At 33.1% G+C, this 21,371-nt stretch carries 22 protein-coding genes and 3 pseudogenes; 9 read left to right on the top strand and 16 right to left on the bottom strand.

All coding sequences use genetic code 11. The features are described 5' to 3' along the window. Positions 1–192: 192 nt before the first annotated feature. The 13 genes from fliR to fliF form a co-directional block, all read right to left on the bottom strand. The gene (fliR, locus tag Q0K76_RS07525) at positions 193–987 is read right to left on the bottom strand and encodes a flagellar biosynthetic protein FliR (RefSeq protein WP_294613758.1); all 795 of its coding nucleotides are present in this window, start codon (positions 985–987) and stop codon (positions 193–195) included. Positions 988–998: 11 nt separating this feature from the next. Beyond that, the gene (fliQ, locus tag Q0K76_RS07520; RefSeq protein WP_294613755.1) at positions 999–1,268 is read right to left on the bottom strand and encodes a flagellar biosynthesis protein FliQ; all 270 of its coding nucleotides are present in this window, start codon (positions 1,266–1,268) and stop codon (positions 999–1,001) included. An 8-nt stretch (positions 1,269–1,276) separates the two neighbouring features. Next, positions 1,277–1,999: a flagellar type III secretion system pore protein FliP gene (gene fliP / locus Q0K76_RS07515; protein ID WP_363322434.1), complete on the bottom strand. Its 723-nt coding sequence runs from the start codon at positions 1,997–1,999 to the stop codon at positions 1,277–1,279. A 24-nt stretch (positions 2,000–2,023) separates the two neighbouring features. Then, positions 2,024–2,464, bottom strand: coding sequence for a flagellar biosynthetic protein FliO (fliO, locus tag Q0K76_RS07510; RefSeq protein WP_294613751.1), 441 nt, complete (start codon positions 2,462–2,464; stop codon positions 2,024–2,026). Further along, positions 2,464–2,844, bottom strand: coding sequence for a flagellar motor switch protein FliN (fliN, locus tag Q0K76_RS07505; protein WP_363322429.1), 381 nt, complete (start codon positions 2,842–2,844; stop codon positions 2,464–2,466). The genes fliO and fliN overlap by 1 nt, the downstream gene beginning before the upstream one ends. Further along, positions 2,837–3,880 (bottom strand): flagellar motor switch protein FliM, encoded by a 1,044-nt coding sequence (gene fliM / locus Q0K76_RS07500; protein WP_294613749.1) that lies wholly within the window; start codon positions 3,878–3,880, stop codon positions 2,837–2,839. Before fliM ends, fliN begins: the two co-directional genes overlap by 8 nt. Before the next feature lie 5 nt (positions 3,881–3,885). Further along, entirely contained in the window at positions 3,886–4,368 is a 483-nt protein-coding gene (locus Q0K76_RS07495) for a flagellar basal body-associated FliL family protein (RefSeq protein WP_294613747.1), read from the bottom strand. A 301-nt stretch (positions 4,369–4,669) separates the two neighbouring features. Continuing rightward, positions 4,670–5,881: a flagellar hook-length control protein FliK gene (locus tag Q0K76_RS07490; protein ID WP_294613745.1), complete on the bottom strand. Its 1,212-nt coding sequence runs from the start codon at positions 5,879–5,881 to the stop codon at positions 4,670–4,672. Beyond that, positions 5,871–6,335, bottom strand: coding sequence for a flagellar export protein FliJ (fliJ, locus tag Q0K76_RS07485; protein WP_294613743.1), 465 nt, complete (start codon positions 6,333–6,335; stop codon positions 5,871–5,873). Before fliJ ends, Q0K76_RS07490 begins: the two co-directional genes overlap by 11 nt. An 8-nt stretch (positions 6,336–6,343) precedes the next feature. Next, positions 6,344–7,687 carry a flagellar protein export ATPase FliI gene (fliI, locus tag Q0K76_RS07480; RefSeq protein ID WP_363322433.1) on the bottom strand — a complete coding sequence of 448 codons (1,344 nt, stop codon included), beginning with the start codon at positions 7,685–7,687 and terminating at the stop codon, positions 6,344–6,346. Positions 7,688–7,718: 31 nt separating this feature from the next. Beyond that, complete coding sequence (locus tag Q0K76_RS07475; protein WP_294613739.1) at positions 7,719–8,477, bottom strand: flagellar assembly protein FliH; 759 nt, start codon at positions 8,475–8,477, stop codon at positions 7,719–7,721. Next, positions 8,470–9,471 (bottom strand): flagellar motor switch protein FliG, encoded by a 1,002-nt coding sequence (fliG, locus tag Q0K76_RS07470; protein ID WP_294613736.1) that lies wholly within the window; start codon positions 9,469–9,471, stop codon positions 8,470–8,472. Before fliG ends, Q0K76_RS07475 begins: the two co-directional genes overlap by 8 nt. Continuing rightward, positions 9,468–11,297, bottom strand: a complete 1,830-nt coding sequence (gene fliF / locus Q0K76_RS07465) for a flagellar basal-body MS-ring/collar protein FliF (protein ID WP_294613734.1) — start codon at positions 11,295–11,297, stop codon at positions 9,468–9,470. The genes fliG and fliF overlap by 4 nt, the downstream gene beginning before the upstream one ends. A 260-nt stretch (positions 11,298–11,557) precedes the next feature. Here fliF and fliE (Q0K76_RS07460) point away from each other — a divergent pair. Together fliE (Q0K76_RS07460) and fliE (Q0K76_RS07455) are read left to right on the top strand one after the other, a co-directional pair. Further along, a pseudogene (gene fliE / locus Q0K76_RS07460) lies at positions 11,558–11,800 on the top strand (flagellar hook-basal body complex protein FliE); the annotation flags it as partial. Positions 11,801–11,900: 100 nt separating this feature from the next. Continuing rightward, positions 11,901–12,092 (top strand): annotated as a pseudogene (fliE, locus tag Q0K76_RS07455) (flagellar hook-basal body complex protein FliE); the annotation flags it as partial. Between the two features lie 127 nt (positions 12,093–12,219). Here the strand turns inward: fliE (Q0K76_RS07455) and Q0K76_RS07450 are convergent. The 3 genes from Q0K76_RS07450 to fliD are packed head-to-tail and all read right to left on the bottom strand — an operon-like array spanning position 12,220 to position 14,437. Continuing rightward, positions 12,220–12,567: a hypothetical protein gene (locus Q0K76_RS07450; protein WP_294613727.1), complete on the bottom strand. Its 348-nt coding sequence runs from the start codon at positions 12,565–12,567 to the stop codon at positions 12,220–12,222. Between the two features lie 31 nt (positions 12,568–12,598). Then, complete coding sequence (gene fliS / locus Q0K76_RS07445) at positions 12,599–12,976, bottom strand: flagellar export chaperone FliS (protein WP_294613725.1); 378 nt, start codon at positions 12,974–12,976, stop codon at positions 12,599–12,601. 9 nt (positions 12,977–12,985) lie between these two features. Next, positions 12,986–14,437: a flagellar filament capping protein FliD gene (gene fliD, locus Q0K76_RS07440; protein WP_294613723.1), complete on the bottom strand. Its 1,452-nt coding sequence runs from the start codon at positions 14,435–14,437 to the stop codon at positions 12,986–12,988. 403 nt (positions 14,438–14,840) lie between these two features. Here fliD and Q0K76_RS07435 point away from each other — a divergent pair, with 403 nt between their 5' ends. The 7 genes and pseudogenes from Q0K76_RS07435 to flgK all read left to right on the top strand — a co-directional run bounded on the left by Q0K76_RS07435 (position 14,841) and on the right by flgK (position 21,366). Then, positions 14,841–15,668 (top strand): flagellin, encoded by an 828-nt coding sequence (locus Q0K76_RS07435; RefSeq protein WP_294613721.1) that lies wholly within the window; start codon positions 14,841–14,843, stop codon positions 15,666–15,668. Positions 15,669–15,860: 192 nt separating this feature from the next. Next, the gene (locus Q0K76_RS07430) at positions 15,861–16,574 is read left to right on the top strand and encodes an RNA polymerase sigma factor FliA (protein WP_294613719.1); all 714 of its coding nucleotides are present in this window, start codon (positions 15,861–15,863) and stop codon (positions 16,572–16,574) included. A 142-nt stretch (positions 16,575–16,716) separates the two neighbouring features. Then, on the top strand, positions 16,717–17,046 hold the full coding sequence (flhD, locus tag Q0K76_RS07425) for a flagellar transcriptional regulator FlhD (protein ID WP_294613717.1): 330 nt from the start codon (positions 16,717–16,719) through the stop codon (positions 17,044–17,046). 51 nt (positions 17,047–17,097) lie between these two features. Beyond that, a pseudogene (gene flhC / locus Q0K76_RS07420) lies at positions 17,098–17,604 on the top strand (flagellar transcriptional regulator FlhC); the annotation flags it as partial. 127 nt (positions 17,605–17,731) lie between these two features. Then, positions 17,732–18,643: a flagellar motor stator protein MotA gene (gene motA, locus Q0K76_RS07415; RefSeq protein ID WP_294613713.1), complete on the top strand. Its 912-nt coding sequence runs from the start codon at positions 17,732–17,734 to the stop codon at positions 18,641–18,643. Beyond that, the gene (gene motB, locus Q0K76_RS07410; RefSeq protein ID WP_294613711.1) at positions 18,640–19,533 is read left to right on the top strand and encodes a flagellar motor protein MotB; all 894 of its coding nucleotides are present in this window, start codon (positions 18,640–18,642) and stop codon (positions 19,531–19,533) included. The genes motA and motB overlap by 4 nt, the downstream gene beginning before the upstream one ends. 183 nt (positions 19,534–19,716) lie before the next feature. After that, on the top strand, positions 19,717–21,366 hold the full coding sequence (gene flgK / locus Q0K76_RS07405; RefSeq protein WP_294613709.1) for a flagellar hook-associated protein FlgK: 1,650 nt from the start codon (positions 19,717–19,719) through the stop codon (positions 21,364–21,366). The last annotated feature ends 5 nt before the right edge of the window (positions 21,367–21,371 follow it).

Genomic DNA, 21,371 nt, shown 5'->3' with positions numbered 1-21,371 from the left:
CACCTTATGAAGCCTTTTACTGACTGGATTCGCACTTAGATGTTGAATGTAGGCTTAAATTTATACTGAAACGTATAGCTAACCTGAAACATTTTTACAACAATATCATGCTACTTGTAATTAATTGAATCTACATAAACATATTATAATGATTAAATTTTAAATCAGTATTGCTATATTTTTTTATTATATTTAATCAACTAAATACCATAATATAGAAGAAATTTTGGCAAACATTTGTTCAAAAATATACTCATCAAAGGTTGGCAAGGAGGATATTAAATAAGTTAACATGGTTAATCCTAATAATAATGTTAAAGGATAACCGACCACAAAAATAGATAATTGTGGGGTGATTCGATTTAACAGCCCTAATGACAAATTAACAATCAATAATAATGTCATCAAAGGTAATGCTAATATAATACCATTAACGAAGATTAATGCACTTGCATCAATTAAAGCTAAATAACCATTATCCTTTAATGGCATAATACTGACAGGAATAATATCAAAACTACATGATAAACCGTAGAGTAACCATAAATGTCCGTCCAAACTTAAAAAAATCAATAAGCTTACAATATTTATCAAGCGTGATAATACCGAAGTTGATGGCCCTCCGATTGGATCATAAAAGGTTGCCATCCCTAGTCCCATTTGCATACCAATTAATTCACCAGAAAATCTCATTGCCCCAAATGCAAATTGCATAGTTAAACCAATCATAATACCAATGATGATTTGTTGTAGAATGATCCAAATACCAACAAAAGAAAATATTGTAATATTACTATCAAGTGAAGGGAGAGGAAGTAAAAGAGTAATAAGCAATGCCAAACCTATTCGCACACGACTAGGCACTTCACTTTCGCCGGTGATTGGAGCCACCATGATCAAGGATAAAATTCGAACAAAAGGGAAAAAACCACTCCTAATTAATAGAAAATAATCGATATTAAATAAATTGTTAACGTCAAAATCCATGACTATTAAACTTAATTAGTTAAGTTAGGAATACCAGTAATTACTATTCTGATATAGTCAGTCATAATTAATAACATTGATGGCCCTAAAATCACTAATACAATAACAACAGCTAGAATTTTAGGAATAAAAGATAATGTCATTTCATTAATTTGTGTGGCAGCTTGGAGTAAACTAATAATTAACCCAGTAATTAATGCTGCTAAAAGCAAAGGTCCTGCAAGTGATGCTGCAACCTTGATCGCCTGCATGGCAAGGTTGCTAATATATTCTGTTTGCATATTTTCCCTCAACTAAAAAAACTTTGGGCTAATGAACCTAACAACAAGTGCCAACCATCAGCCAATACAAACAACATTAATTTAAAAGGTAGCGATACTGTTGCTGGCGGCACCATCATCATCCCTAATGCCATTAAGGTACTAGCAACAACGAGATCTATAACCAGAAAAGGAATAAAAATAGTAAATCCAATTTGGAAAGCTGTCTTTAATTCACTTACCGCAAAAGCCGGGACAAGTACCTTCAATGGAATATCTTCACGCGTTGGTATCTCACCAAGATGTGCCATATTAACAAATAAGGCAAGATCCGCTTCTCGAGTTTGCGTTAACATAAATTCATGTAATGGTTTTGCTGCTGTTGTCAAACCCTCTTGCATAGTAATTTTATTTTGCGAATAAGGTACATAAGCATCTTGATAAATTTTATCAAACACTGGCGACATAATAAAAAATGTCATAAACAAAGCAATACCTAAAATAACTTGATTAGGCGGTGCTGATTGTGTTCCAAGTGCATTTCGCAATAGACCTAATACTATAATGATACGAGTAAAACTGGTCATCAAAAGCAAAATTGCTGGAATAAAGGTTAGCGATGTAATAAAAACTAACGTTTCAACTGGCAATGACCAACTTTGCCCACCATTCTGTGCTGGTTGACTTACAATCGAGAACGGAAAGACTTCAGCATAACTATATTGGCTAAGCAACAATAAACTTACCAAAATTGTAAATTTTAACCGCACGATCTGTTATTCCTTTCTACTTTTTAAAGTTGATTGTAATATTTGTCGAAATAGACTATTTTTCACATCACTCTTAATATTTTTTTCCTGTGATAATATTAATTGTGAACGTTCTTCGCTAATTGTGTGTAATAATGTCATCTGTTGAGCTGTAACACCAATTACTAATAACTGATTATCAACATGAACTAAAATAATGCGCTCTTTAGGGTTAATAATATAGCTAGCTTTCACATCAATTAAATTATCCGCATTTTTTTTCCATCCAAAACGCTTTACTAACCAACCCAATAGCAAAATCAAACCAATAATCCCAATAAAGGATGTTGCAATTGATGTTACTGCTTGTGAGTATAAGCCCATATCTGGTGCGGGTGCGGGATCAGTTACTATTGATTTTGTTGTTATAACCGAACTTTCAGTATCATTTAATTGACTATCACTCATCAACGACTCAATCTACGTACCCGTTCTGAAGGTGTTATAATATCAGTAATTCGTACGCCATAATTGTCACCAACTACCACAATTTCGCCTTGTGCAATTAAATAACCATTAATTAAAATATCTAAAGGTTCACCGGCAAAGCCTTCCAATGCAATGACAGTACCTTGTGTCAAATTTAACAGATCCTTAATCGCCATTTTAGTTCTACCAAGTTCAACACTCATACTTACAGGGACATCTAAAATAAGATTAATATCTTGTTTTTTATCGTCAGTTTGTTGTGGTGATAGTGTTTCAAAAATTGCTTCCTTAGTAGGCAATTCGTCACTTTTTACATTAGTTTGGTTATTATTATCACCGTTTTGTTTGACATCAGTCATTCAATATTCCCTCATTCAATTGCTCTAATACAGGATCAATTACCTGTTCTACTTGAATTGCATATTGTTTATTAACTTTACCGTAACATCCTTTTAATAATGGTACACCGTCCACAGTGACATCAAGAGAAGTCGGTTTATTTATCAATAAAATATCATTCACTTTTAATGCTAAAAGTTTAGCTACAGTTGTATCAATCTGGCTAAAATTAGCGACTAATTCTACCGTTGATTGTTTAATTCCGCTAGTTAATGAACTCATCCATACACCATCATTTTGATAAAATGGTTGTTCACTTGGCGGCTTAATCAATAAATCTTTAATTGGTTCAACCATTAAATAAGGAATACAAATATAAAAATTAGCCTTACTCTTACCAACTTCCACCGTAAAGACTGAAGTCAAGACAATATCATCTGGGGAATTGGTAATATTAGTAAACTTACTTTGCATTTCAGATCGAATATATTCCACTTCAATGGTATAAAGACTTGCCCATATATTTTGATAAATAGTTAAAGCTAAATCTAATACACGTTTTATGATTTGTTGTTCAGTATGCGTAAATTCACGTTGTTTTGATTTCATTGTAATATTGCCTTCACCTCCAAATAGAGTATCAACAATAAGAAACACAAATTCAGACGAGAATGAAAATAAGCTTGACCCAAGTAAAGGTTTCAACTGAATTAAATTTAAATGACTCCAAGATGAAATATGCGTAAATTCATCAAACGTTTGCAATACAATAGGTGATACAGTAACATCAATATTACGTTGCAATAGATTAAATAAGCCAATTCTAAACTGACGAGCAAAACGTACATTAATAATTTCTAACGCCGTTAACCGTTCGGGAATAAAATTATGTTTTACAGACAAATCATATGGTCGAACTCCAGCTTTCTTATCTATAGATAAGGAAGAAGCAGAATCTTGATATGAATTATTTTCAGTTTTTGATTCAGAATCTAACATTTTCCCTGCTTTATTAGATTTGTGGATATCTGTTTTTAGTTCCTTTTTATCAGACATGGTAATCACCGTATAATAAAATCGGTAAATAAGACTTCATCAATTCGTACTACGTTGTTTCTAGCACCATATTGCCGAGACAAAGCAACTTTAATTTGCTCTTGTAATGCAATTTTTCCCGATTCAGTTTTCAATTCATTAATATTTTGCTTAGATGCTAACAATAAAATATCACTTCTTACTTCTGGCAAATACTCAGTTAATATGCTTTTTTGTTTTTCATTCGCAACACGCAACACAATACCTACATATAAAACTTGGTTAATCTCACCCCCCTCTTCCGAGACAGATAATGAAATAGTAAATGGTTGTAACGTAAAAAATACCGGTGATGAAGCAAGCGAAGCTGAATCACGTTGAGCCCTGGTTGTACTTTTTGATTGACTTTGATACCAAAAATAAACAGCTGCAATTAATGCTAATAGAGTAATTACGATCTGTATTATATCATAAACACTCATTTTTTTATTTTTAATAGTAATCGGCATATTTATTATAGTCTCTATAGAAATTAAAAAAACTCATAACCAATTAAACTTGGCAATATCGAAAAAACAAATTATTAACATTTAATATGCCTAAATATTGATGATTCTTAAATCAAACAAAACATAACGGCTTAAATTTCGGTCAAGCATACGAGTAATAATTGGATACATAAAAATATTACAAATAATAAAGCATACCCATTAAACTAATTTAAAGAATAGACAATAAAAATATCATCTATTCAACGATTTCAATTTTCTCAACCTATTGTTTTTAAACATTGATGTTAATTTTAATTTTTTATGCAAATATACTCAAACCGGCTGAAACGTAATTTTTTTCAACAGATAATAATTGATCAGCCGCTTGTTCATCTTCAGTACCTAACAATGATACTTGTTGCTTGTCATTATTTGGTTGTTTAAACATTTCTGATTGTTGTGAATCATTCATCATAGAAAAATCACTAATATCTGTTTGTTGAAGTGTAATACCTTGTTCTTCTAACGAAGTTCTCAAATGAGGTATGGCTGATTCAACTACACCTTTAACTACAGTATGAGCAACCATCATATGCAAATGCATTTTATCATCGTCCATTGCTAACTTAATATGCAATGACCCTAACTCTTCTGGATGTAATTTAATTTCAGCCGTTTGAATATTTTGCCGACTAAACATAACAATCTGTTGAGTTAACGATGTTTGCCACTGTGCTATATTAATAGGCATTGATAAATTCAATGTTGTCTGCACTTGTGTTGTTGGAGTTAATGACTGATTTTGCATATTAGCTTGCGAAGCTAGCAAACCGGTATTATTTATAGCCGTATCGTTATTTGCAGTACTAGCTAACATATTTGCATCAAACATATTATTTTTTTGCATTAAATTACTAACATTATCAGAGGTAAAAGGGTGATTAGATTCACTCTCACGCATTAATGCTTCAATATCAGATAAAGACGTTGTCTTTTGTGTTTCTAAAGTAAATGTTTTATTATCGATATCCGGTTGGGCCGTTTGGATTATTGGGTATTGGCTCCCCGTATTAGTTAAAGGCATTGATGGTTGCTGATTACTAATTATTACATCTTGGTTTGCAACAACATCACCATCAGGAACGATAACTTTACTTTCTTGATTAATATCAGCTAAATTAACGAGATTGGTTATAGTCTTTGTTAATGAACCATTTTTTAAATGATGATCTTCAGTGCCTTCTTCCTGTGCAAATTTATTTTGAGCTTCAGCTAATCTATCTAATGTTGGTGGAAATAGTACAGCTACAATATCAAGTTCTTGCTCTAACTCATCAGAATCACTGGCTTTAGCGATTTGTTCTTTTGTACCGTTATGCAACAACTTCCCATCATGGTTTATATTTCTCTGGTTAGATTGTAATAATTGTTGAAACAAACCAACTTCATCACTAGATAAATTAATTTCATTAGTTGCATAGCGTCCTGATTGATGAATAATTTTAATATCCGTAATATTATTAATGCTCATTTAATATTCTCCTTGCTATTTGTTGCTGTGCAAATTCATCAGTCAGTTTTTGTTGCAACCGATTTTGTTGTTGCAGATATTGTTGCTGTTGCTTTTCTAATAAATTTGAATAAACTTTTACTTTTTTTTGGCATTCATTGAGTTTATCAATAATCTGTTTTTGTTTCATTTTCAATGTTGCCAATAACTGTTGTTGCTGCAAAATTCCCTTTTCTATCGTAAACAAAAAGGCATTAAAATTGTTTAATTCATTACCTTTAATGCCAAGTGTTAAAGCATCAGTTAATTTTTGTTGATACTCGGTATAATAATCATTTAGCATATCCAATTGCGCTTTAGCATTGTTATAATCGTCATTTGCTTTTTTTAACTTAATCAATGTATTATCTACCGATTTTTGGGCTATATTCTTTAACGTCAAAAAATCTGATTGCCCTGGATTTTTACTGCCCATCATTTTTCCTAATTAACTTGTGTTGGTTCAACAATACTCTCTAATTGCTGCTTAGCTTCCTGATAGCTACAATACTCATTAATATCTTGTTGCAAAAAGTTCTGCATTGCTGGGAATAAAGCTATTGCATTATCGAGTAAAGGATCAGTACCTGCTACATAAGCACCAACATTAATCAGATCACGATTTCGTTGATAAATTGAAAAAAGTTGTTTAAACAAACGCGATTTTTTCTCATCTTCAGGTAAAGTCAAATCTGTCATCACACGGCTAATTGACGCTTCAATATCAATTGCTGGATAATGTCCAGACTCCGCAAGTAACCGTGATAAAACAATATGTCCATCTAAAATTGCTCTAGCCGAATCGGCAATAGGATCTTGCTGATCATCCCCTTCTGTCAATACTGTATAAAAAGCAGTAATCGAACCTTTCCCGGATGCATCATTACCAGCCCTTTCAACTAATGCTGGTAATTTAGCAAATACAGAAGGTGGATATCCTTTAGTTGCAGGGGGTTCACCTATAGCTAAAGCAATTTCACGTTGTGCCATCGCATAACGAGTTAATGAATCCATAATTAGTAAAACATTAAACCCTTGATCACGAAAATTTTCAGCAATCTTGGTCGCATAGGCAGCACCTTGTAAACGCAATAACGGAGAAACATCAGCTGGTGCTGCAACCACTACCGCGCGAGCTAACCCTTTTTTTCCTAAAATATTTTCAATAAAATCCTTAACTTCTCGACCTCGTTCACCGATCATGCCTACCACAATAATATCAGCTTCGGTATAACGGGCCATCATGCCAAGTAACACACTTTTCCCAATACCTGAACCAGCAAATAATCCCATTCTTTGCCCACGACCAATCGTAAATAAGGCATTAATGGCTCTAACGCCGACATCAAGTACTTGATGAATCGGGGTTCGTTGTAAAGGGTTAAGGTTTTTATTAGATAATCCTTGATATTCGACATCCTCTGGCAAAGGCTTTCCATCTAATGGATTACCCGCAGCATCAATTACCCGTCCGAGTAAAGCTATTCCAACTGGCAATAACTTATATTTAAAATGAGCTAAATCATATTGTGACGTAAAAACTCTAGCACCCAATAAAATACCATCGGTAGATCCAAAAGGCATAAGGAAAAGTGTTTGTGCCCGAAAACCGACCACTTCACATTCCACCGCTTCAATTTTGCCTTGTGTTTGTCTTTCAACAAAGCAATTTGAACCTAATGGTAATTTTAACCCTGTCGCTTCTAGTACCAATCCTGATGCTTTAATTAATCGACCATATTGACGTATCAACGATACCGATCGCAACTGTTCAATAGCTTGAGTTATTTTTACTGACCACTTAGAAGAAAAACTCACCTTAATGATTATCCCCACCTTCTAATAAGCTATCTGACATTATCTGCCAATGATCTACAGTACTAGCATCAATTTCATTTGTTTCGGTAAACATTTTACATCCACCCGATTCAATATCCGAATCAGCAATGACTTGCCAATTATGCTGTTTTATTTCCTCACCAAACATTGGTTCAAGCCAAACAAAATCATCTGGATTAACATGTAATGAAATAGATCCAGATAACAACGAGCAATGTTCAATTAACATTTTTAAAATGTGCTCTAACTGCTTTTGTTTTACTTCTGGTATTGAGCCAACCGTTTTTTGTGCTGCTAATAAAGCTAATTCGATTAATTTAGGTGCAACTAATTCATCAATATCATCGATAGATTGCTTGAAATTAGTTATCAATTCCTTAATAGCTTGAACAGTATTTAGTTTTTCTTCATTTAACTGTTGTTCAATATATTCACGTCCCTCTTGCTGCCCCTTCTGGTAGCCTTGTTCATAGCCTAGGTCTTTACCGGCAGCAAAACCCTCTTCTTTACCTAAATTAAATCCTTCCTGATAAGCTTGTGCTTTTATTTCATCTTTTAGTTGCTCAAAATCATATTCATTAGCTACAGGATCAACATCTGATATCTCCGATTGTAATTTAGATTTATTAGAGTTTTTCCCTTTACTTATTTTGCTAGTCGATGATCGAGATCGGCTATTTGAGGATAAATCCTCAAACATTAATGGTTTCCAATCATATAAATCCGACTGATTATACATAATCTTCTTCACCATTATTTATAATCATTTCACCACTTTTTACTAATCGACGCACAATAGCCAAAATCTTCTTCTGCTCAATTTCAACTTGAGAAACTTTAACTGGTTGTCGATTTTCTAAATCATCACGTACAATAGCTGCAGCCCTTTGTGGCATATTACCCAATAATTTATCTTGTACTTCAACCGATGCACCTTTTAATGCAATTATCAATGTTTCATTATCAATGTCTTTGAGTAGACGTTGAATACTTCTATTATCAACATTAACAAGATTTTCAAACAAGAACATTTCATTAAGAATTTTTTGCGCCAAATTATCATCATAATCGCGTAATGCATTAATAACTGACTCTTCTTGCTGGGTTTTAAGAAGATTAATAATTTCTGCTGCGGTATGCACACCACCAAGATCGCCTGATCTAATATTATTTTGATTATGCAATATAGTAGATAACGATGACGATAGCACTTCTAAAGCAGAAGAATCAACTTCGCCAAAAGTAGCAATTCGTAATACAACATCATTACGCAATTCATCATCAAATAAATTTAGAATATCAGCCGCTAAATCACGATTGAGATGAATTAAAATAGTAGCAATAATTTGTGGATGCTCGTTTTTGATTAGATCAAATACTTGAGGTGCACCAAGACGATTTAACATTTCAATGCCATCGGTTATTCTGTCTTGATCTGTTCCTAGCAACTTATTGAGTAAACGGTTAGCTTTCTCCGTACCCATCGATTTTTCTAATATTGAACGTAAATACTCATTAGTATTCATACTTAAAATAGCAGATTCTTCAAGTTCCTTTTGGCATTGATTTAATATGCTTTTAAATTCTTCTTGAGAAATTGATGGCAACGACACCATAGAACTACTAATCTTCTGTACTTCTTCTGATGTAAGGTATTGCAATGTTTTTGCAGCTAGATCCTCGCCTAGCACCATTAAAACCATCGCTGCTCTTTGAGTTTCATTTAATTTCATTGATTAGAACCCTCTTTATCCATCCAACCACGAATAATTAACGCCATTACACGAGGCTCTTTATCAACAATTTCTCGAATATATTCTTGTTGTTGCATATTATCTTCAAATATTCTTTGTAGCTGCATACTGTGCGCTTTATAATCAAAATAATCAAACTGATCATCTAACTCAGATTGAGATTCTGCTGTTGTAGTTGTAGTAGTTGCTGTATCAGTTGATTTATCAGTTGCCGTGTCAGTTGATTTATCAGCTGATTTATCAAACGATGTTAACAATTGTGGTTGTAATTTTATCCACATTGATTTTAATACTTTACGCCATACCAACCATAAAACCAATACTATAATCAGGTATTTAATGACAGATTTGATAAGATCATAAAATTCTGGTTTTTGCCAGAATGATGGTATTTCATCCTCTTCAGAGATTTGATCAGTAAATTTCAAATTGGCAACAGTTATAGTATCGCCACGCAAATTAGAAAAGCCCATAGCTTGACGAGCTAAGGCTTCAATATTACTAAGTTCATCCTGATTAAGCTTAATCCAACGGTCTGTTGCGGTAACTGCATTCTCATCACTCTCATCATTCTCATTATTATTCTCATCTTGAACGTCAGAAACGTCTGACCCTGCTGCCACAAATTTATAATTAACTAAAACAGCAACAGATAAACGCTTAATACGCCCTTCTGGGATCTGACTGTGCACAACTTGTTTATTAACTTCATAATTTAACGTATTATTCGATTGTAAATTATAAATTTTCTCTTTTTCTTCCTCATCTGTGGTTGATGTCGATTCACCATCAATCGGAGCACTAGGCGTTGGCACCGGTTGATTAGATAGCGCTCCTGGCACACCACCGCCAATACCACCCGTATTTTCGCTATTTGCTAATTGACGATTATCAATTAGTTGTTTACTGCGGATAGTTTGATTAGCTTCATCACTGTTAGGATCATAAATTTCAGATGTGGTTTCTTGCCGACTAAAATCTACTTCGGCATTGACTTGCACAATGACATTATTTTTACCAATAATCGGCATAATGATTTTTTCTACTCGCTCACGAATACTACTTTCAATTCGTTCGCTATACTCTAACTGTGCTACGTTAGCATTTCTATCTCGAAAATTCTCACCCGTTAATAAATTACCACGTTGGTCAATAATGGTTACTTTATCTGCCTGTAGTTCTGGCACACTGCTCGAAATTAAGTGCACAATACCATCAATTTGCCCTTGTGATAAAGCGCGCCCTGGGAGTAACGTTAAAGCGACCGAAGCAGAAGGGAATTTCCTTTCTCGAACAAATAATGACGGTTTAGGCATAGCTAAATGTACTCGTGCATCTTCAACACTACTAATAATAGCTATGGTTCTTGATAATTCACCTTCTAAAGCTCGCTGATAATTAATTTGTTCATTGAATTGGCTCATACCAAAGTTATCTTTGTCGAGTAATTCAAAACCTACAGCTCCACCTTTAGGTAAACCTTGTTGTGCAATACGTAAACGCGTATCATAAACCTTATTTTCGGGAATTAATATTGTCGAACCCGAAGATGAAAACTTGTAAGGGATATTCATCTTTTCAAGCTGGCTAATAATTTCACCGCCATCTTTATCATTTAAGTTACTAAATAAAACGCCATAAGATTCATCTTTTAACCATAAATATGCAATACTAGTAATAGCAATAAGCACTACACCAGCAATTAGCATTGCCATTTTATAATTTTTCTTTAATTGATTAATAAAAGGTAAATTGTTTGATGTTGAGTTACCTTTACTATTAGTATCGACAGTCTGGCTATCCATAAATATCCTGATTCTAATTGATTCGAAACTGGTTAGATTATTCCTGCCGCTTATTATCTGTATAAATCAAAATTTCAATAGCTCTAAAAAAGCACATTTTTCCCCTTTACTCATACCATTTAGATTTTTATCATTATGCTAGATTATGTGGCAATCAAAGAAACTAAATAAGAATGGCATTTACAACTATGAATACAATCAATCCGTTTAATCCTGCCGGATTAATGATGTTAAGTGAATCAGATAGTATTGATAAAAAACAATACACAGCAAACAATGAACAAAATTTTCTTACTGAATTAAAAACCGCTTTAGATACCATCAGTCAAACTCAAATTCAAGCTAATAATCAAGCTAAAGCGTTTGAAATGGGCGAACCCAATGTCTCTCTCAATGAAGTCATGGTTAATTTACAAAAATCTTCCGTTTCATTGCAATTTGGTATTCAAGTTCGCAACAAACTTGTCGCCGCATACCAAGAAGTCATGAATATGAATGTCTAATTAATTGATACTAAATTAACTAAAAATATCAACAAAGCACCTAATCAACTGCTTTTAAAGTCAGTCGCTTTAGGTGTTATTGAATATTGAGTTAATTAAAGTTGACACCATCAGTCAAACTCAAATCCAAGCCAATAATCAAGCTAAAGCGTTTGAAGTGGGCGAACCCAATGTCTCTCTCAATGAAGTCATGGTTAATCTACAAAAATCTTCCGTTTCATTACAATTTGGTATTCAGGTTCAAAGTAAACTTGTCGCCGCATACCAAGAAGTCATGAATATCAATGGCTAGTTTATTCATATCAAATTAGCTGAAAATAAAAAAATAGCACCTAATGACTTCTATTAAAATCAGTCATTAGGCGCCATCAATATTGAATAACATTCTGATAACTATCTAAACAACATGAACATATTTTTTAATTAACTAAATTAGCAACATGACAATAGTTTTGGATTTGCGAACGCGTTTTAACCTTTTCAGCGATTAATAGACTAAGTTCAGTATGATATTGACGTATTAATTGATCTAATTGTTGTTGATAATTGAGTATATTGACAATATACATCGATATTACTTCTTGATGTTGTTTAACCAATTGCTCATCATCAAACATGGTTGTACCAAATGTTTCAATTAAATCTGTCGATAATTGTTCATACTTTTCCTGCCAATTAAGTAATGCATCCCATTGCTGATCCTGAGCAACCTTCAACATCTGTTCAATTACATCACTGAGTTGTTGATACAGATTTAATAACTTCATATAGATTAACCTTTCACCTCATTGCTTATCACTAAGCAATTTCACGCCAAGCTTCAGCAATATTATTAAGCAAATCAAAACACATTTGCAATTTTTCTTGGTCATTATGCAAATTAGCAAGAAGCAATTGCTGGCTAATATATGCATATAAACGCGCTAGGTTTTCGGCAATATCACCACCTTTTTCAAAATCTAAGCAACTCCTAAGGCCACTATCAATAATATTGATTGCTTTAGAAATTTCACTACCTTTGCTAGCAATATTGCCTTTTTGCATGTATAAGCCTGCTAAGCGAATGGCATTAAGTGCACCATCAAATAGTAACACCATCAATTGATGAGGGGACGCCAGACTAACGTCCGTTTCTAAATTAACTTGCTGGTAAGCCTTTGAACCGACTTTATACATGTGTTTTACCTATTTCTTTTTGCCTGTGTTAGCCATCGCATCAAATTGATTGGTTAAATAAGTACTTAAGCTATTCATAGAGCTTATTAAAGTATCTAATTGAGAAAACTGAGCCCTATACCGTTCAATGGTTTTATCAATCGAATCACTTACTTGTTCACTACGCTTTTCTAATGATTTTAAAGTTGAATTTAAACCATCGGTAGCCGCATCAATTAACCCCTTACTTTCAATAAAGCTGTTAACTTTTGTTACAACTTGATTTGCAATGCCGCCGGTCCCTTTTCCATCACCAGTAAATAATTGAGCTACCGCATCGCTTTTTTCATTCAAGGCTTTATCTAATTTATTTTCGTCAATAGTTAATATGCCACTTTTATCCATATTAATGCCAATTTGGGATAAAACGGAAAACTCCCCTGTTTCTTGACCTCTAGCAAATATTGTACGAATACCCTGATCTACATTACGCAAAGTCGAATTACCAATTAGTGGACCATTACTACTATCAACTTCACCTGATTTAGCTTGAGTGAACTTAGTTAAGGTTGATATAGTTGATTGCAATTGATTAAATTCGGCTACCCAATCTTTAATCGCGCTCTTAGTTTTTTCATTGTCGGTGGTTATTGAGACATTTTGAGGTGTTGCTGTAGTTGCCTTTAAGGTAAGGTCAACACCGGATACCACATCTTTAATAGTATTTGAGGCACTAGTTATCGCAATTCCATTGACTGAACATTTGGCGTCTTGGGCAGTAGTAACTGTATGCATCTTACTATTATCGTTTTGATCATTACTATTAAAACCAATAATGCTATTCAAATTTTGATCATCTGATTGAATTGACGTAATACGTTGCTGTTCACCGGTTTCTTTAGAAGTTATAACTAATTGATAACCATTGGATCCCGAACGAATTACTGCGGCATTGACGGTTGAATCACCAATAACATTGCCATTGCTGTCCTTTAGTTTAGCATGGTTAATGGCATTAGCTATTGATTCTAAAGAGGTATTATCATTCTTACCCAAAACCACATTAAGTTCTTTGCCATTATCTTGCTTAATGGTAATTGTTCGTGTTTCAGCACTACTACCCAATGCTGCTGTTTTATCACCGATCGCAGCAGTTGCTACACTATGTGAAGTCGCTAACTGATCAACCTTCACGCTATAATCACCTAACGCCGCATTGCCATTTACCTTAGCTGATAAATAGCTATCATTAGTCACCACGCTTCGGTTATTATATAACTCGGTTTTTTGAAGGACTTTAGTTGCATCATTGAACTTAGTTAAAGCACTTTTTAACTGACCAAAGCCACTAATTTTTGAGTTAATGGTTTTTTGTTGGGTTTGAATTGGAACTAAGCGTTGCTTTTCCACTTTTTCTAATTGATTGAGAATTTCATTCAAATCAAGCCCAGAACCTACACCTAACGCACTTATTCCCGCCATAATTTAACCTTCCTTTCATATAGTATATATACATTGAAATTACTTATTAATAAGGTTATCGGCAAATTTAACCAAAAGTTTAGCAATTATTGCATAATTTATTATTTCTGATTTTATTGTGACCATCAAATAACCTTATATTATTGTATTAGGTGATTAATTCCAATCTAATTTACTATATTTTCAATGTTGCCTAAAATAACATAATTAATACAATTGTTGATTGATTTATCGAAAAAAATAGTTAAGTTGCTAGAACTAATTTTAGTTTCTAAAAAAATATTTACAAAAAAATTAAAGTTTCCTGATTCACTACCGATAATATAGTCATCGACAAACTATTCAGATTTTTTCGATATTTTGTTGATTATAATTAATTGTATTTTTTAAAGGAGATATAAAAATGGCACAAGTAATTAATACTAATATGATGTCTTTAATGACACAAAATAGTTTAAACAAATCTCAAAATACTTTGAGTACATCAATTCAACGCCTTTCAACTGGTCTACGCATTAATGGTGCTAAAGATGATGCGGCAGGTCAAGGTATTGCTAATCGTTTTACTTCACAAATTCGTGGCTTAACTCAAGCTGCTCGTAATGCCAATGATGGTATTTCATTGACTCAAACTCTTGAAGACGCTTATAGTCAAATTAATGATAATCTACAACGTATCCGTGAATTATCAGTACAAGCATTAAATGCTACTAACAGTCCAGAAGATATAGCATCTATTAGATCTGAAATTACAAAACGTGGAGATGAAATAGAGCGTATTACTAAGCAAGTTAATTTCAATGGTAAATCTTTGTTTGCGGAAGATAAAACATTTAACTTCCAAGTAGGAGCAGATGATAAACAAATAATTGGAGTGGATGTAAAAAAACAAGATAAAGCTTCGCTCTATACTCCTATTGAAACTGCATTCGACGCTTCTGTGCTAGATCCTGCCGGTTCTAATGTGTTACAGGCAGTAGATGACATAATAAAAATAGTTGACAAACAACGGGGAGAACTTGGTGCAACTCAAAACCGTTTCGAATCAACCGTAGCTGAGCTTCAAGGTAGAACTAACAATCTTTCAGCTTCACGTAGTCGTATTGAAGATGCTGACTATGCGGTAGAAGTATCAAATATGACTCGAGCACAAATTTTACAACAAGCAGGTACTTCAGTATTAGCACAAGCTAACCAAGTTCCGCAAAACGTACTAAGTTTATTACAATAAGGTAATTGTTACCAATTTTTTGGTTACATTAACTTAAACCATAACAACAACGATATTTGTGAATATCGTTGTTGTTATAATGATAAATACCTTTTTTTTGTTATCTTATTCCCTGAATTGAATTTATAAGATACTGTCATAATAACAGTAATATTGTTATTTTATGGGTATTTTTAATACTGGTTTCAAAAAATGAGTGATAGTTTATATAACTCACAAGGCGTAATTAATCGAACAAATTGGCAACAATATGTTCATTTAGTTCGCAATGAAGCATTAAAATTAGCAGTGCGTTTACCTGCTACAATTGAGCTTGATGATTTATTACAAGTTGGTTATATAGGTTTATTAGATATCATAAAACGTTATGATGCAACTCAAGGTAATGCCTTTGCTACTTTTGCTATACCCAGAATTAAAGGAGCAATGTTAGATGAATTACGTAACCGTGACTGGTTACCAAGGCATACTCGTAAAAAAATAAAAGCTGTTACCACAGCAATTAATGAGTTAGAGCAAAAGTTAGGTGAACCACCCAACGATTATCAAATTGCTGAATATTTGCAATTAACCATTGCTGAATATCACAAAATATTGTTGGATTCGAATCATAGCCAAATATGTTCATATGATGAGATGCAAACAAAATTAGGTGATAACATCGACACCATGATTGAACATGAAGAAGACAATAATCCTTTTTCAACAATTATAAATGATGAAGTTCGCAATATTATTATCCGAGAGATTGAAAATCTACCGGAAAAAGAAAAAACAGTCTTGGCCTTATATTATCAAGAAGATCTTAATTTAAAAGAGATCGGTAAAGTAATGAACATTAGTGAATCGCGTGTAAGCCAATTACATAGCCAAGCAATAAAAAGAATACAAAGTAAACTAGAATAAATATAAAAATAATAATGCATTTTTTGTTGACCTTTAGTCTTTAAAAATGTAATTTTAGATATGAGAGTATATTATCTGCATAATATTATTAATAATATATTGTTCTATCGCGGATTTAACAAGCTAAAAATTGGTGATTAAATTGAGTAATGAACTAGGTAACGATATTCTTAAATGTATACATCATTTAAATCTTTCAACGCTACTGCTTAGTCAGCGCATGCTTGAAAAAGACAAAGTTATGGCAATGTTTCGATTAGGTATTGATGAAGAAGCCGCCGATATATTAAGCAAGTTAAGTACCTCACAGATGTTAGTTCTGTCAGAAACCAATCAATTAATTTTTCAATTAAGATTCAAGAATTCAGAATTGATAAAAAAACTGACAGAAGAGTCGCGCGTTAGTGATATAAAACAAATGCATACAGGGATACTTTTATCAAGCCTATTATTAGATTCAATCAATAAATGAGTAAATGAATAAGTAACTAGCAAAGTGGTAAGTGGTGCATAGGAAATCAGGATGAAATGTACAAGTATTGTTCAAACATATAAGGAAGTTCAGCTAGCTATTAAATTAATTTCACTTGGAGCAAGGATCCAAATGCTTGAAAGTGAAACCAATTTAAGTCGAGGGAAACTGATCAAACTTTATAAAGAAATCCAAGGTTGCCCACCACCTAAAGGGTTATTACCTTTTTCAACAACCTGGTTCATGACGTGGGAACCCAATATTCATTCCAGTATATTTTATAATGCTTATCACTTCCTAGTACAACATGGTACAAAATCTGGTATACAATCTATTTTAAAAGCTTATCAATTATATTTAGAACAATGTCCTGCGGCTGATAATGAAGCCCCCATATTAGGATTAACACGAGCTTGGATTTTAGTTAAATTTGTTGAAAGTAATGTCATGCAGCAATCGAGTTGTAAAGAATGCAATGGTCGTTTCATTACCCATGCATATCAACCACAAAATAGTTTTGTTTGTAGTTTATGCCAACCACCATCAAGAGCTGAAAAAAATAATAAAACGCAGAAAGAAAACTATGCAAAATGTATGCAATTATTATCAATATTTAATTCGCAAAATGAATAATTAAATATATCAAAAAAATAATAGCTATTATTATATAAAAAAAGGAAAACCAATGCCAATTATTATAGGATATGTTGTCGTTATTGCATCTACTTTAGTAGGTTTTGTTTTTAGTGGGGGGTTCTTAGGAGCACTGTTCCAACCGTTAGAATTTCTTATTATTGGTGGTACTGCTATAGGTGCTTTCATCGTTAGTAACGAAATAAAAGTAATGAAAGCAACACTTAAAGCAATAGGTCAATTATTTAAAACATCTAAATATAATAAAACCCTTTATTTAACATTAATTAACCTAATGTATACGATTTTAACTAAAATTCGCCAAAATGGTGGATTATCGATTGAAGCAGATATTGATAATCCTAATGAGAGCGAATTATTTAAACAGTATCCACTCATTTTGGCTAATTCCAAAATTTGTGATTTCATTACCGATTATATTCGCCTTATGATTAGTGGCAATATGAATGTATACGAAATTGAAGCATTAATGAATGAAGAAATTGAAACCACGCTTGAGGAACTAACCAAACCAGCTGATGCCCTTGCAAGTATGGGTGATGGTTTGCCTGCATTTGGGATTGTAGCTGCGGTAATGGGCGTTATTACTACATTAGCTCATGCTGACAGGCCAGCCGGTGAAATTGGCGAACTTATTGCACATGCAATGGTTGGTACTTTTTTAGGTATTTTACTTTCTTATGGCTTTGTTACACCATTATCCGCATTGTTAAGACAACAAAATGCCAATTCCATCAAAGCATTAGAATGCACCAAGGTAATACTTATTGCCAGCATGCATGGTTATGTCCCTCAAATTTGTATTGAATTTGGACGAAAAACTATTTTTTCTAATGAGCGGCCATCCTTCTTTGAATTAGAACAATATATTCAAGAAATTAAAAGTAATAATAAAGCACATAAAACTAATAATGCAGAAGAAACAGAAAATAACGAACAATGAAAAATCAATTAGTTAGAATAATAATTTCTAAGAAAAAATCCAATCATGGTAATGGGCATCATGGAGGGTCGTGGAAGATTGCCTATGCCGATTTTATGACTGCGATGATGGCTTTATTTTTGGTAATGTGGTTAATTAATGCCGCTACGCCTCAAGAATTAAAAGGTGTGGCTGAATATTTTAAAGCGCCAATATTTGCTAGTAGTAATGGAGGCAATAATATTAGCGACAGCGATAGCCCAATTCCTGGTGGAGGCAATGACTTTACCCAAAAACAAGGTGAAGTAGAAAAAAAAGCAAATTTAGCACCAAAACAAATTGAAAATGCTAAGTTTATCGAAGCGGTACGCAAGATTAATGATACTTTCGAAATTGATCCCCGCTTAAAAAAATTAGAACCTAATTTAATTGTTGAATTAACGGAAATAGGATTACGAATTCAAATTTTGGCATCAGATGATCAACCAATGTTTGGAGTTGGTAGTGCAGAAGTTCAATCCGACATGCAAGATATATTATACGCTTTAGCACCAATTATAAATTCATTACCAAACAAAATTACTTTATCAGGTCATACTGATGAACGTCAGTATGCGTCGGGAGATCGCGGTTATAGTAACTGGGAATTATCAGCAGACAGAGCCAATTCGTCAAGAAGAGAGTTAATTGCTGGTGGCTTAGATTCAAAAAAGATCATCCGGATTATTGCTTTAGCCGATACTGTTGGTTTAAACAATCCAAAATATAGTGAAGACGCTAATCGTCGCATTAGTATTTTAATCTTGAATAAAGCCGCAGAACAATATATTGAAGAAGAAAATAAATTAACTGGCATAGATTTTTTAAAACAAACACAACAAATTGAACAAGAACAGACTAAACAAGAATAGAGTGAACAACAAAGCAACTATGATAGTTGCTTTTTTTTCAAAAAATTGAATCTCATATTATATTTATTAACAATATCGTTTGGAAAAAAGCTAAAGTTTTGGCGACTTGATCCGATATAAGAATAATATAACCATGAGTTCAATAACAATGATGTTATTGACTAGATATATTAGGAGCTTTTTATGGCCAATTCATTAATGAACACGGGTGTTAGTGGGTTAAATGCAGCACAAAATATGCTTAATGTGATTAGTAATAACATTAGTAATGCGCATACGCCTGGTTACAACCGCCAACAACAAGTTTTAAGTCAAGCAAATGGTAATCAGTATAGCTTTGGATTTATTGGTAATGGTGTGAATGTGACCTCCGTCAATCGTGTATTCGATGAATTTGTTGTTGGTCAATTACGTCAATCTCAATCGCAAAATGGAGCTGCCAAAACTTATTACAATGGACTATCAAAAGTTGATAATTTATTAGCTGAAAATGATAGCAGTATTTCGTCACAAATTAATAATCTCTTTTCTAATTTGAATAAATTATCTTCAAATGCAGGTGATGCGACTATTAAACAGGTAGTTATTAATAACCTAAATTCCTTAGTTAACCAGTTTAATAGAACTGAAACTGATTTGAAAAATCAGATTGCTAATGTAAATACCGATTTAAGCAATAATGTTGATAAAGTTAACAATTATATTGAGCAAATCGCTGACCTTAATCAAAAAATATCTCGGTTAGAAGCATTAAGTGCCGGTCAAGAACCCAATTCACTGCTTGATCAACGAGATCAATTGGTTAATGAATTAAGTGAATTAATTGGTATAACCGTTACTGAACAGAATGGGCAATACAATCTATCATTAGCAAACGGATTAACCCTTGTTCAAGGGACATCTGTTAATCTATTGTCAGTGCAGCCATCAAAAAGTGATCCATCATTAAATGCTGTTGTTTATACTCATAATTCCGGCGCTTCACAAGAATTAAATGGTCAAAATATTACTTCTGGTGTGTTAAACGGATTATTAACATTACGTGATGGGCCATTAACTAATTCACTAAACCAGGTAGGTTTAATCGCCTTAAACTTAGCACATCGTTTTAATGAGGTGCATACCTCTGGTGTAGATAGTGACGGCAATGCTGGTGGCAAATTATTCGGTTTTAATAACATACCTATTGATATAGCTAATGAAAAAAATCGAGGTAATGCTTCAGTTCAAACAGAATTTAGAAATTATACAGATGTTAAAGCCTCTGATTATAAATTAGAATTTGATGGATCTGATTGGATTATTACTCGCCTTTCTGATAATAAGCAAATTACACCTACTATTCAAAACGGTAAGTTGTTGTTTGATGGTTTGTCTATTGAAATAAGTGGCAGTCCTGTAGCGGGTGACTCTTTTATTATTAAACCTGTTTCAGATGTTGCTTCATCCCTAAAATTGTTAGTTAACGATACAAGCAAACTTGCAACTGGAATTGGTGATGCAGAGAACGGTGCGGGTGATAATCGTAATGTCGCTAAATTATTAGCAATCCAAAATGAAAAACTCATCGATGATGGTACATTGACATTAGGTAAAGCTTATTCATCTTTAGTTAGTTATATTGGCAGTGAAACACAAACTGCTAAAGTTTCTGCTGAAACAAGTAAAAATATTCTACAAGAGATTGATGAACAAAATCAATCTATCTCTGGAGTAAATTTAGAAGAAGAATATGTATCTATGCAAGTATATATGCAATATTACCAAGCCAATGCCAAAATCATAAATACAGCTTCCATAATATTTGATTCCATTTTAGATTTAGCTAGATGATAAAG

The sequence above is a fragment of the uncultured Gilliamella sp. genome, assembly GCA_945271295.1.
Classification (GTDB): domain Bacteria; phylum Pseudomonadota; class Gammaproteobacteria; order Enterobacterales; family Orbaceae; genus Gilliamella.
This window is presented reverse-complemented; position numbering and strand designations above follow the sequence as displayed.

Excerpts from the sequence above, each read along its gene's own strand:
- Q0K76_RS07430 (WP_294613719.1), top strand. The coding sequence starts at position 15,861 with ATGAGTGATAGTTTATATAACTCACAAGGCGTAATTAATCGAACAAAT.
- Q0K76_RS07490 (WP_294613745.1), bottom strand. The coding sequence starts at position 5,881 with ATGAGCATTAATAATATTACGGATATTAAAATTATTCATCAATCAGGA.
- flgK (WP_294613709.1), top strand. The coding sequence starts at position 19,717 with ATGGCCAATTCATTAATGAACACGGGTGTTAGTGGGTTAAATGCAGCA.
- fliD (WP_294613723.1), bottom strand. The coding sequence starts at position 14,437 with ATGGCGGGAATAAGTGCGTTAGGTGTAGGTTCTGGGCTTGATTTGAAT.
- Q0K76_RS07475 (WP_294613739.1), bottom strand. The coding sequence starts at position 8,477 with ATGTATAATCAGTCGGATTTATATGATTGGAAACCATTAATGTTTGAG.
- fliF (WP_294613734.1), bottom strand. The coding sequence starts at position 11,297 with ATGGATAGCCAGACTGTCGATACTAATAGTAAAGGTAACTCAACATCA.
- Q0K76_RS07435 (WP_294613721.1), top strand. The coding sequence starts at position 14,841 with ATGGCACAAGTAATTAATACTAATATGATGTCTTTAATGACACAAAAT.
- fliR (WP_294613758.1), bottom strand. The coding sequence starts at position 987 with ATGGATTTTGACGTTAACAATTTATTTAATATCGATTATTTTCTATTA.
- fliG (WP_294613736.1), bottom strand. The coding sequence starts at position 9,471 with ATGAAATTAAATGAAACTCAAAGAGCAGCGATGGTTTTAATGGTGCTA.
- motB (WP_294613711.1), top strand. The coding sequence starts at position 18,640 with ATGAAAAATCAATTAGTTAGAATAATAATTTCTAAGAAAAAATCCAAT.
- fliJ (WP_294613743.1), bottom strand. The coding sequence starts at position 6,335 with ATGGGCAGTAAAAATCCAGGGCAATCAGATTTTTTGACGTTAAAGAAT.
- fliM (WP_294613749.1), bottom strand. The coding sequence starts at position 3,880 with ATGTCTGATAAAAAGGAACTAAAAACAGATATCCACAAATCTAATAAA.
- Q0K76_RS07495 (WP_294613747.1), bottom strand. The coding sequence starts at position 4,368 with ATGCCGATTACTATTAAAAATAAAAAAATGAGTGTTTATGATATAATA.
- motA (WP_294613713.1), top strand. The coding sequence starts at position 17,732 with ATGCCAATTATTATAGGATATGTTGTCGTTATTGCATCTACTTTAGTA.
- fliS (WP_294613725.1), bottom strand. The coding sequence starts at position 12,976 with ATGTATAAAGTCGGTTCAAAGGCTTACCAGCAAGTTAATTTAGAAACG.
- fliO (WP_294613751.1), bottom strand. The coding sequence starts at position 2,464 with ATGAGTGATAGTCAATTAAATGATACTGAAAGTTCGGTTATAACAACA.
- fliQ (WP_294613755.1), bottom strand. The coding sequence starts at position 1,268 with ATGCAAACAGAATATATTAGCAACCTTGCCATGCAGGCGATCAAGGTT.
- fliN (WP_363322429.1), bottom strand. The coding sequence starts at position 2,844 with ATGACTGATGTCAAACAAAACGGTGATAATAATAACCAAACTAATGTA.
- Q0K76_RS07450 (WP_294613727.1), bottom strand. The coding sequence starts at position 12,567 with ATGAAGTTATTAAATCTGTATCAACAACTCAGTGATGTAATTGAACAG.